This window comes from Bacillus sp. OK048 (assembly GCF_900103525.1).
Taxonomy (GTDB): Bacteria; Bacillota; Bacilli; order Bacillales; family Cytobacillaceae; genus Neobacillus.
Window position 1 is genome coordinate 59,013 of record NZ_FNHN01000004.1, and the last position, 11,742, is coordinate 70,754.

An 11,742-nucleotide genomic window follows, 5' to 3' on the forward strand; every position below is an offset into this window, starting at 1 on the left:
ATTTAACAACACCTTTCATACTATCTATAGTAAACTAGACGTAATAATAAAAAAATGACCAATTTTCAAAAATATGTCTACTTTTAAAGGGGAATGAGCAGATGGACCACTATTTATTAGCATTATGGAATACAACCTCTTCTGGGGAGGTTAAAGTTAAACAGCTGGCAGAAAAATTAGCTCTTAGTACAAAGCAAACCCGCCGGAAACTGAATCAATGGCAGGAAGAAGGCTGGCTGAACTTTCAGGCTGGAAGAGGCAGAGGAAATGATTCTAAACTGTGCTGGATTAAGGAAGTGGAAACAGAGTATGAACAACAATTTTTATCTCATTTAGAAAAATACTCCATTGAACAAGTTAGTAAACTACTATTATATAAATGGTCAGCGGAAACCAAACAGCGGTTAATGACCAAGTTTCAATCCAAATTTGGGTTTCATCAAGAAGGGCAGGACCGGTTAATTATTCCGAGATTTTACCGTTTCTTAACATATCACCCATTAAAGGCTGCGGACGTCCATAGCGCAAACTTAATAGCAAACTTATATAACAGGGTTGTTGCATTGAAGGAAGATAATACAGTCATGCCTGAACTTGCACATAGCTGGGAAGTAAACGATAAGCGGTTAACCTTGTATCTAAGAAAAGATGTTACCTTTCATGATGGTTCAATTTTAAAGTCGGAGGACGTCGTTCAAACTTTTTTGCGTATGAAGCAGGATGAAATCTATGCTGAACTCTGGAAACCTATTAACAGAATATCTTCTCCTGCACCACTAATCGTAGAACTTGAATTTCCACATGGCTGTACCTATATTTTACCGCTTCTTAGTATGATCTCCGCGAGTATTTATAAGGAAACAACAAACGGATCAATTATCGGAACAGGCAGCTTTTATTTGGAAAAAGATACGGAAGAAAAAACGATTTTACATGCTTTTAAACATTATTACGGTGAGCGTCCGCTGTTGGATACGGTGGAATTTATTCAGGTTTCAAGAGAATTTGGAAATGTCTATTATGGCGCTCATGAATCTAAAGAAGTCGGAACCTTTGAAGTGGAGAGTGATTCAGGCTTTGGTATCGTCGTGATGAATGCTTTTCGTCAGACCGATATTGCTAGAAAGGAAGTAAGAGATTACATTCATATGCTGATAGATAAACATCGCACAGAAATTTCAACAATTGATGCGCGAATATCGGAAAATTCCAATGGCTGTTTAATTGGTTATTCGAAGACTTACTCGATGCCTAACATACCAAAACCGACCCTTACAAAGCCATTACGGATGAAGTATACTGGTTATTCAAAGGACGCATCCTTTTGGTTAAAAAACATCCTTGATGATGCTGGACTCAGTATAGAATTAGAAGAAGTCTCGTTTCACGATGCCCTGTATCATGACCATTTAAAAGGTGCGGCAGATTTATTTATTCATGGAGAAATTTTTGAGATGAACCAATGCTTTTCCTATTTTAATTTTATGAAAAACACCGTTTCACCACTCCGTAAATTAACACAAAGTGATGACCGATTGCAAAAATTAATCCAAAACTACGATTTAATCCCCTTTGAAAAATGGATGGATCAGCATTTAAAAATAGAGGATTATTTGATAAAAAATTCTCTCTGTATTCCACTCTATTACTCAAAACGGCAGATACCGTTTTCCATTAATCTAATGAACGTCGAAATAAAGCATTTTGGTTATGTTGATTTATCGAAATTATGGATGAAGCCAAAAAAGGAAGCCTGACTTTGCTCGTCAGGCTTCCTTGCCATTATATAAAATTAATCCTGATATCCAGTGAGTTGGTCCTGCGCGGAGTTAAGCGAATTAATAGCTTGTTGGATTTTGTTTTTGTTCTCTGGTTTTTCAGCATTGCTTAGGGCTTGCTGCAGGGTGTTAACTGTATTTTGTACAGAAGACATACTTTGATGTACGTAATCTTTTGCGTTTGGCATCATTTAGCACCTCCTTGTTAATGTCAAGGATAGTATCTACATATATTGGAAAAATATGAGCAAGATTTATCTCGCATGAATACTAGAATTACTAATTGTTTCTTCACCCATTTCGGCTTCTCTTCCAAACAATCTTGCATAGACACCATTGTTATTCTCGAGCAAATCAGCGTGCCTACCTGTTTCTACAATTGTTCCATTTTCAAGAACAATGATTTTATCTGCAGAAAGTACCGTAGATAAGCGGTGAGATATAATTAATATCGTTTGTTTTTTTCCTGTTTTTAAAACCGCATCATTGATTTGCGTTTCCGTAATTGGGTCGAGAGCGGAACTTGCTTCATCAAGAATAAGGATAGGTGCGTCTTTTAAAATAGCCCTTGCCAGCGATAACCGCTGCTTTTGTCCCCCAGAAAGCAGGCTTCCTCTTTCTCCAACCTTTGTATTCAAACCTTCCGGCAGACTTTCAACCAATTCATCCAGCCCGCTATCGTGTAACGCCTTTCGTAACTCTTCCTCTGTGGCGTTAGGTTTTCCAATTCTTAAATTATCTGCAAGAGAACCATTTCTCAATTGAACATCTTGGGTCACGATCGCCATTTGCGAACGAAGCCAGCCTGTATCCCACTTTGTTATGTCTCTGCCATCGACTTCAATCAAACCATTATTCGTATCATAAAGTTTAAACAGCAGATCGACAATCGTTGATTTACCAGAACCACTTGGTCCGACTAAGGCCACTTTCTCCCCAGCATGAATGGCAAAAGAAACACCTGACAAAACATTCTCTTCTTTTTCTGGATACGCAAATGTTACTTCTTTTAGGCTTACATCCCCCCTAGCTCTACCGCCGCGAATCCCCTCCACTGTTTCCGCCTTGGATGGCAGATAGGCGAGAAGAATATCTGAGCGATCAAGTGCCGGTCCTGTTCTTCTAACAGAAAGCCAATTCCGCAAGAGTCTTTGCATTTCGTTCGCAGCTATCGTTACTAAGCCCCCAGCGGTAAGCATTTGTCCGCTAGTCAAACTATCGTTCCAAATTAATAACGTACTAATAAAATAGACTATCCCTAATGCAAATCCATTATAGCTGGCAATGACGACAACAGACTGCATTCTTGCCTTTAGTTCCTTAATTGAATGCTTTACAAAGGAATTTCGGATGGCAATAACACTTTCCACTTCATTTTCAGAAACACCCATGACTCGTGACAAATGAATTCCCGTAACCGATTCCCTTAGCCTTTCAAGATAGCGGGAAGCCTCCATCCTCGCGTCAGCGGAAGCAGCTCTCGTTCTTGCTCCCAAATAATTGGAGGCCCAGTAAAAAATAACACCCAAAATAACACTCGTAATCATCAAATAAGGATGAATCCATAGCAACACCAAACTATAAATGATAACCCCCTGGACACTTGCCATGAATGTCGATCCTTCCCACGCCAGGAAATTATGGAGTGTATCCGGGTCATCCGAGACTCTTGCCAAAAGTTCTCCAGATGAATTGTTATGGTAAAAGGAATAGGGCAGCACTTGTAAATGACTAAACAGCCGGAGCTTTTGCCAATTGGTTACTGTCTTTGCTGTTTGATGGCAAAAATATTCGTCAATGACCATCATGACTAAATCAAAGACGGCAGAAAAGACTAGCAGCCACATTAACCCCCATAACCAAGAGTGATTTTCATTCGGAATGATCGTATCAACGAGCCAGCTAAAAGCTAAGGTTGGGATTAATGCTGAAAATACCTGACTAATCGCAATGACAAATGAGTCAGCAAAAACCCACTTTTTATAGGGTCTTAAAAATGCGAGGACCCTTCTACCATCACGATTCTTTTTTGGCTGGGAGACAGTATTTACATTCATCCAATCATCTCCTTTTCCAACTCGCTATATTGCGCTTTGTATAATTCATAATACTGACCTTTTAATGAGAGAAGTTCTTCATGTGTCCCCGCTTCCGCCACCATCCCCTGGTCTAAAAGGAGAATTTTGTCTGCATTTCTGACCGTCACAAGCCGGTGAGCAATCGTTATCGTCGTTCTTCCTGGAATTAGTTGTTCCAGGGATTCCTGGACTTTTTCCTCTGTTTCCCCATCTAAGGATGAAGTAGCTTCATCAAAAATCAGGACTGGCGGCTGGCGCAGAATCGCCCTAGCAAGTGCCACCCTTTGCCTTTGTCCTCCGGAGAGCTTTAAACCGCGTTCGCCGACAATCGTTTCATACTTTTCTTCCAGTGACTCGATGAGCTCTTTTAAGCCAGCTGCATCCACTGCTCGATGTAACTCTTCATCGGTAGCATTAGGCTTTCCATATAAAAGATTATTCCGAAGTGTACTATTTAATAGAAATGTTTCTTGGGAAACAACCCCTACCTGCTGTCTAAAGCTATTTCGATTGTAGGAGAAAAGGTTCTTTCCATCGATAAGCACAGACCCTTTTTCAGGTTCATATAAGCCTAGTAGAATTTGGATAAGTGTACTTTTCCCGCCTCCACTTGTGCCAACAATCCCAATGTGGTTCCCTTGTTCCATTGAGAGCGAAACGCCTTTAAGGATTTTTTTATCGCTATTAGGGTACGTAAACCAGATGTTCTCTAAATCTATTTTTCCTGCTATCTTTCCAAACGAAGGCAGATTTTCTTCATGTTCTTCCGGTAAATCAAAATATTCGTAGATTCTCTGCAAAGCCGGTATTGCCTGTTGGATGGTCAGCGCATTTTCAGCCAACGAGCGGACAGGTAAAAACATAATAGGGATAAAGTTTAGACAGGCAATCAGGGTTCCAATCGTAATCGTCCCTTCCCATATGGAAAAGCCTCCGACCAGCATGACAACGCCAGGAGTTGCGATATTAAATAAATTCCCTAGGCGCCAATTTACCTTTCCAATCAGGGCTGCACGAATCGAGTAGTTTTTCCATTCTGTTTGTTTTTTGCGCTGTGTTTCAATTTCCTTTTCTTGTGTCTGGAACGTCCTAACGAGCCTAGTGCTTTCAATACTTTCTTGCAGATGCTGGTACATATCTGCACTCATATCCCGTTGGACGGCACTCATTTTCCGCATCGTTTTACCGAGCTTAAATGATGGAAGTATGTAAATAGCGAATACAGCAAACATGACAATGGCTGCTGGCCAGTATAACGCAAATACTGCTGTAAATGCGGCGACTGCACCAATCACTTGCTGTAATATACGTGGAACAACCGTATTATTTAAGTTTTGAACAGACTCGACATCATGCGTTAACCGATACAACATATCCCCTCTAGGTGTCGTTGTAAAAAATGACATTGGGGTCCGATGGAGCTTTTTAAAGGCCCGAATCTGCATATCGGTTATAACATCGAGCCCGATTTTCACCTGCACATATTCCTGTAACGTCTCAAATAGTGACTTCCCTAGAAAAGCGACAAGAACACCGGCGACAAGCCATAGCAAAAGGGTCGTCTCTCTAGCCCCAATTACTTCGTCCACTAATTTCCCTGCCAGTATCGGAGGCACAATCGTTAATGCACCACCTAATAGTGAAAATAACAAAGCTAACAGCAATTTCCTCCAATATGGTTTAAAATGCAATAATGTAGTTTTTAATAAGTTCATAAATATCCCCCTCGCAAAAGTTTATTTTATTACAAATAATAGAAATATTCATTACTATTTGAAAAATTTTTTTCTATTTACCTCTTGCAAAATAGAAATGCCTCAATTCCATATAGGAATTGAGGCATTTCTACTTTATATTCTTGAATTTTTCTCTATTAAAGCTAGTAGGAACATTCAACTGGCCAAGCATAATACTATCATTACATATCGCCTCAACATCATTTCGGTCATGTGTGACTATGATACAAGTCATGTTGGCTTTTTTTAAAATCACTCCTAGTTCCTCTCGAATCGACGCTTTTAAATCAGTGTCTAAATTGCTAAATGGTTCATCCATTAGCAACAAATTCGGTTTTGGTGCCAGCGCTCTAGCAAGTGCAATCCTTTGTTGCTGCCCACCACTTAATTCATGCGGGTATCTTTTGTGAAAATCCTCCATTTGAACAAGCTGCAGCATCTCATCTACACGGGATTTCCGCTCTTTTCTAGGTAAACGTGATAAACCAAAAAGAATATTATCCTTTACCGTCATATGAGGGAAAAGGGCATAGTCTTGAAAAACCATCCCCACTCCCCTTTGCTCCGGCTGAATAAATACACCTTCACTTACAACTGTAGTACCAGCAATTTTAATGGTTCCTTTTTTCGGCATTTCCAGTCCCGATATCAAACGGAGTAATGTACTTTTTCCACTTCCACTTTGTCCTAAAATGCCGACAATTTCCCCTTTATTCGCAGAAAAAGAAAAATCATTAATTACTGGTTTCTCTTTTCGAGAAAATGAAAAAGTAAGACCCTTAATTTCGACAAAATTCATTATTTCACCCTCTTACCTACTGTCTGAAAAATGATTACAGATAAAATACTTATTACAATTATTAGAAGCGAAGAAATAGAAGCCTCATGTATTTGCTCATCGTTTGCATATTGAAAGGTCTTTGTTGCTAATGTTTCAAAATTAAAAGGTCTCAACAACAAGGCCAATGGTAATTCCTTGCAAATTTCAACAAACGTTAAAATAAATCCACTAATTAAAGAGCCTTTTATTAAAGGAAGGTCCACTTTAAAGAACGTTTTTGTCACACCCAACCCAAGCATTCTTGAAGCTTCCATATATTTTGTTCCCACTTTCTCAAATCCCACTTCAGTAGCATTAAAACCAGTCGCCATAAAACGAATAAAATAGCCAACAATTAACATTATTAAAGATAGACTTAGGATGAGAGGTGAATCACCCATCCCCATAAAAGAGTATACAGGAGCGAGCCAATTATCAAATGTAATAAACATTGCCAGTACACCAATTGCAATAATTGGGCCAGGAATGGAATAACCTGCGGTTACGAATTTTGATAAGATGAAAGAAAATGTTGAATGAGATCGGCAAACGTTTGCGACAACAACTGCAAGAACAAGAATAAGCAAAGTAGCTATTACGCCTACATAGACCGTTTGGTAAATCAAAGTAAAAAATGAAGCATCCCAAACTTTATGAAACGTCATTTTTGCCCATGCCATCAACTGAATGAATGGAATGAGAAATCCGAGCAGAAATATGATTCCACAATACATGAAAGCGGCTGTTCCAGCTATTCCTGTCAATTTCATCGGTACAAGGGTACGCGATTTATTGCTTAAATGATATCGTCGCCGGTGCCTAAGAAATCTTTCTAAAAAAAACATACCAATGATGATAACCATCAACCAAGATGCGAGTCTCATGGCTGAATTCACATCGTACATCCCGAACCAGGTTTGAAAAATAGCTGTTGAAATGGTATGAATGCCAAAAAAGCTAGTGACTCCATAGTCACCCAGCACTTCATAAATTACTAATATGGTCCCCCCAACAATAGCTGGCCTTGAAAGAGGAAGTACTACTTTAAAAAACACTGCTAATGGTTTCCGTCCTAACAGTCTTGCATTTTCTATATAGGATGTACTTTGACTTTCAAGGAAAGCTCTCGTTATGATATACACATACGGGAATAGAAATAGAGTGAAAATAAAAACTGCACCTCGTATTCCTGAAATCGTTAACCATTCAGCATTAATATGATAATTAAAATGATTCCTTAACGTTGATTGTACGACCCCAGTAAAGCCTAACATCGTTCGATAGGTGTAGGCAGCGATAAAAGTCGGGATCGATAGTGGCAAAATTAATCCCCAACGAAAAAAACGTTTCAGTGGAAAATCGTAAGCTGCAATCAGCCACGCCAAGGTTACACCTAAAAAGGATGTAAAAATAGCTGTTAGAACCACAAGGATGATGGTGTTTGAAACATAATTTTTCAGCAAGTACTGGCGAATATGAAGCCAGTTTTCAGTTGGCTCTTGGAAAATGGAAGAGAAAACAAAAAGGATAGGCAGTAGAATAACTACTGCCCCAATTAAACTAATGATCCACCAACCGTTAATTTCCTTTTTGAAATTACGTTTAATTAAATTTGCCTTCATTTTACTTCCAGCCTGTTTTATTAAAGATTTCGATAGCCTTTTTATTATTCTTTCCTAAAGTATCAAAATTTAGTTCTTGCATTTTGAAGTCGCCCCAGCTCTCTAGCAATTCTGGTTTTGAAGCCTTAGGGTTTACTGGAAATTCATAATTTTTGGCTGACAACAACTCTTGAGATTTAACATCAGTCATATACTCAATTAGCTTAATCGCATTTTCTTTATTCTTGCTGTGCTTCGTCAAACCAATTCCACTAATATTCACATGAGTTCCATTTGTTTTTTGGTTAGGGAAAAAGACTCCGATACTTTCAGCAACTTTTACTTCTTCAGGATCTTCCGAATTTGCTAGGAGACCAACATAGTAGGTGTTCATAATGGCTACATCGCCAGTGCCTGCAGCAATGGCTTTTGCCTGGTCACGGTCACCGCCATCTGGCTGGCGGGCAAAATTATTTACTATTCCTTTGGCCCATTTTTCCGCTTGTTCTTCTCCGTTTAATTCAATAAAGGAAGCAAGTAATGATTGGTTATATAGACTAGTGGAAGAACGAACTAACAATTTCCCATTCCATTTTTCACTTGTCAAATCCTCATAAGTAGACAATTCATCAGGTGTTACTCTGTCTTTTGAGTATGCAATTATACGTGCTCTTGTTGCCAGTCCAATCCAGTTATTATCAACATCACGAAGGTTCTCCGGCACGTTTTTATCAATAATTTTTGATGTAACGGGTTGTAGGATATCATTTTGCTTAGCGTTAGTAAGGACTCCACCATCTACTGTAACAAATAAATCAGCTTGTGTACTTTTACCTTCACGTTTTAATCTCTCAATGAGTTCTTCTGCTTCCCCTTTTACAACATTTACTTTAATGCCTGTATCTTCTGTAAAATTCTTATAGATCTCATCATCAACCTCGTAATGTCTTGCTGTGTAAATATTTACTTCTTGGTTTTCTGTTGTTTTAGGCTTTGAAGCAACTTTATTTTCTGTTTCAGTTTGATTTGTACCACAACCTGCTAGGACAAGTGTCAGCATCGCACTCGCCATTAAAGGTTTAAATAAATTTGATAAAGTCATGATATGTAACCGCCTCTTCGAAATTTTAAATGATAATGATAATTGTTATCATTTGATATATTTTTATTCTACTTACCTCTATTTCTTTTGTCAACAATATTTTAAAGCCTTCAGAAAATTTTCATAAAACTACTGGTGGAAATAAAAAAGGTGAGCGAAATTTATTCGATCACCACTTCCATTATATTTTTGCTTTATACATTTAACTTCCATTTGATAGTACCTGCTTAATGATCCCGATGAACAATATAATTTAATAAATGCTTCAAAAAAGTAGTATTGAGGGTAACCTCTTTGAGTGAATCCATCGCAAGACAGTAGTGATTCCACATTGCTTTCTTTGCTCCATCCTGTCCCAAGATAGACACAAATGTCGAGGTTTTGTTTTCCAAATCTTTACCAATTTGTTTTCCTATTAAAGCCTGTTCCCCTTCAATATCGAGCAGGTCATCCTTTATTTGAAACGCTATTCCAGCATGATAGGCAAATTTTTTCAATGCTAGTAGTTCGATTTCATTTGTATTTGCGAGAATGGCAGGCATGATTAAGGCAGCTTCGAAAGCAATCCCGGTTTTATAAAAACATAACAAATTCAATTGTTCTAGTGTTAGTTCTTTCCCTCTAGAATCCAAATCCATCGCCTGTCCCTTACACATCTCCCCTGTCATTTGGGCAGAATAGTGAATCACGCTTAGTACAGTTTTTGATTCAAACTGGTCAAGTGACGCCTGCTCTTCAATTGCCTTCTGAGTTAGGAAGAGACCTGTTAATTCAGCTATAGAATTATTGTAAATCACGTGCAGGGTAGAACGGCCTCTCCTTATCGAGGCATTATCTTGAGAAGGTAGGTCATCAAAAATGAGGGAAGCAGTATGCATATATTCCAATGATCGTAGGAGCGGCACAATGGCTGATTTTTTTAATCCATATTCGTTAATTCCCATGATCCAGGTTATGATTGGCCGTAGCCGCTTACCATCGCCCTCTAGGCTATAATTTGCCGCCTCTGTAATCGGTTCTTTCAAAAAGGAATCATTTTTATGGATTGGTAACAGGGTATTAATCTCTGATCGTACTGTTTCGATTGTATCTAAAAATTCTTCCTGTTTTTTTCGATCTTTTTTTAGATTTGAAATCATCTGATCCCGTAGCAGCTTATCAAAAAAATCAACATCATTCGCTTTTGCCACCATTTTTTGTATAAGCGTATTGAATTTAGGGTTTCCAGACGAAAATAATTCCATCACTTCATTGTATTTTTTTGTTCCCATTCGTTCTTTATACCTTTTTAAACCGTTGATCGCCCTGTCTAAAATCACCTCACATGCTTTCGAATCAGAGTGGTATACATTATGAATCAAATGGCTGATGACACTCCAATACAACTCAAAAGGGTTAATGAGGTCGTTGCGTTTTTGATGATAGGTTAGATAGTAGGTATAGGGTGTAACTGCACCATTCTCCAAGTCATCAAACATATCTGCAAAATCATCGGCAAGCTGATTGTATATGCCATAGTAGAAGGTACGGTTGTCAAAGCCCTGATCTTCAGGAACACCACGAACAGAATGAACAATCAATCGTGAAGAAGAGGATTTTAAGATAATCGGTATATAAATATCTTCATTGCTATAGTTGTCATGGGATAGTTGCTTTACACGATCAACTTCCTGAGAGTGAAAAAATACATAGGATTGCTCAAAAAATGAATTCAATGTCTCAGAGCGCTGATTGGACCTAATGAACTCAAAGGCTTCACGAAGTTCTGAATGGATATTTGCTAGCAATTCTACGTTATCTTTAGCCCAATCACCTAATGCCGGAACAGTTCCTGTTATAAGTGTGGTACGAATCAAATCGGAATAGTGTTTTTTCTCGGTAATAGATAAAACATTGGCGTCGAGTAAATCGTCAATAAAGGGATAAGTCAAACCATAGAAATAGCCTAGTCTAATCGCTTTTGCAAGTTTAAAAGAACGCTCTTCGGAGGATATTTCCACACCCATTTCTTCGATTTCTTGCATCACTACCCCAGCAATGATTTTAATGAGTTTTCGCTTGGCATGGTCCTCATCCATCCCTTTGGGAATATAAGCGGATACGGTCTTTAGTTTTTCTAACAGCCAAATTATCGTCGATTCTATGCCCTCTTTTTGAGCCCATTTGTACATCTCAACTACGCCAAACATATCTGTATCTGATGAGTTGGAAGTTGTCAGCCGTTTCTTTAAACTAGCCACGACATTCTGGATTCTTATCTGTGTGCCCTTTGAATCAAGTGCTTTACCTAAGTCACGCATAAAGATGTATGAAATGCTTCGATCCAAGTAAGGAACTAGTTTACCAGTGTAATCGAGATACTTAATATGATTATTAAAATCACGGGTATCTGGTTTTCGCTTACCACTTGAAAATAAAGAGAACAAGGAGTGATGATGAATATGATTGTGTTTCCAGGACTGGAAATCCTTTGTTAAGTTATGGACATACGTCTTTTGGCTGAGCTGAACCTGAAGTGTTTTAAAATAGGTAAGAGCCCTCTCCTCTGCCATCCGGTAACATCTATCTGCGTTTATTACTAACTCCACACTCATCTATACATTACCCCATCTTCGTTTTCTCTTTTT

Annotated in this window: 8 protein-coding genes; 1 reads left to right on the forward strand and 7 read right to left on the reverse strand. The window is 38.5% G+C overall.

Annotated features, from left to right (window positions below; all coding sequences use genetic code 11):
• Positions 1–101: 101 nt before the first annotated feature.
• Positions 102–1,757: an ABC transporter substrate-binding protein gene (locus tag BLR86_RS08970; protein ID WP_090760481.1), complete on the forward strand. Its 1,656-nt coding sequence runs from the start codon at positions 102–104 to the stop codon at positions 1,755–1,757.
• A 35-nt stretch (positions 1,758–1,792) separates the two neighbouring features.
• On the opposite strand, the gene BLR86_RS25975 is transcribed toward BLR86_RS08970, so the two are convergent.
• The 7 genes from BLR86_RS25975 to BLR86_RS09000 form a co-directional block, all read right to left on the reverse strand.
• Positions 1,793–1,969: a hypothetical protein gene (locus BLR86_RS25975; RefSeq protein ID WP_175492832.1), complete on the reverse strand. Its 177-nt coding sequence runs from the start codon at positions 1,967–1,969 to the stop codon at positions 1,793–1,795.
• A gap of 63 nt (positions 1,970–2,032) precedes the next feature.
• Entirely contained in the window at positions 2,033–3,835 is a 1,803-nt protein-coding gene (locus BLR86_RS08975; protein WP_090760483.1) for an ABC transporter ATP-binding protein, read from the reverse strand.
• Positions 3,832–5,571 carry an ABC transporter ATP-binding protein gene (locus tag BLR86_RS08980; protein WP_090760485.1) on the reverse strand — a complete coding sequence of 580 codons (1,740 nt, stop codon included), beginning with the start codon at positions 5,569–5,571 and terminating at the stop codon, positions 3,832–3,834. The genes BLR86_RS08975 and BLR86_RS08980 overlap by 4 nt, the downstream gene beginning before the upstream one ends.
• 130 nt (positions 5,572–5,701) lie before the next feature.
• The gene (locus BLR86_RS08985; protein WP_090760487.1) at positions 5,702–6,391 is read right to left on the reverse strand and encodes an ABC transporter ATP-binding protein; all 690 of its coding nucleotides are present in this window, start codon (positions 6,389–6,391) and stop codon (positions 5,702–5,704) included.
• On the reverse strand, positions 6,391–8,034 hold the full coding sequence (locus BLR86_RS08990; protein WP_090760489.1) for an ABC transporter permease: 1,644 nt from the start codon (positions 8,032–8,034) through the stop codon (positions 6,391–6,393). Before BLR86_RS08990 ends, BLR86_RS08985 begins: the two co-directional genes overlap by 1 nt.
• 1 nt (position 8,035) lies before the next feature.
• Positions 8,036–9,115, reverse strand: coding sequence for a Fe(3+) ABC transporter substrate-binding protein (locus tag BLR86_RS08995; protein WP_090760492.1), 1,080 nt, complete (start codon positions 9,113–9,115; stop codon positions 8,036–8,038).
• 227 nt (positions 9,116–9,342) lie between these two features.
• Positions 9,343–11,709, reverse strand: coding sequence for a polyprenyl synthetase family protein (locus BLR86_RS09000; RefSeq protein ID WP_090760494.1), 2,367 nt, complete (start codon positions 11,707–11,709; stop codon positions 9,343–9,345).
• Between the last annotated feature and the right edge of the window lie 33 nt (positions 11,710–11,742).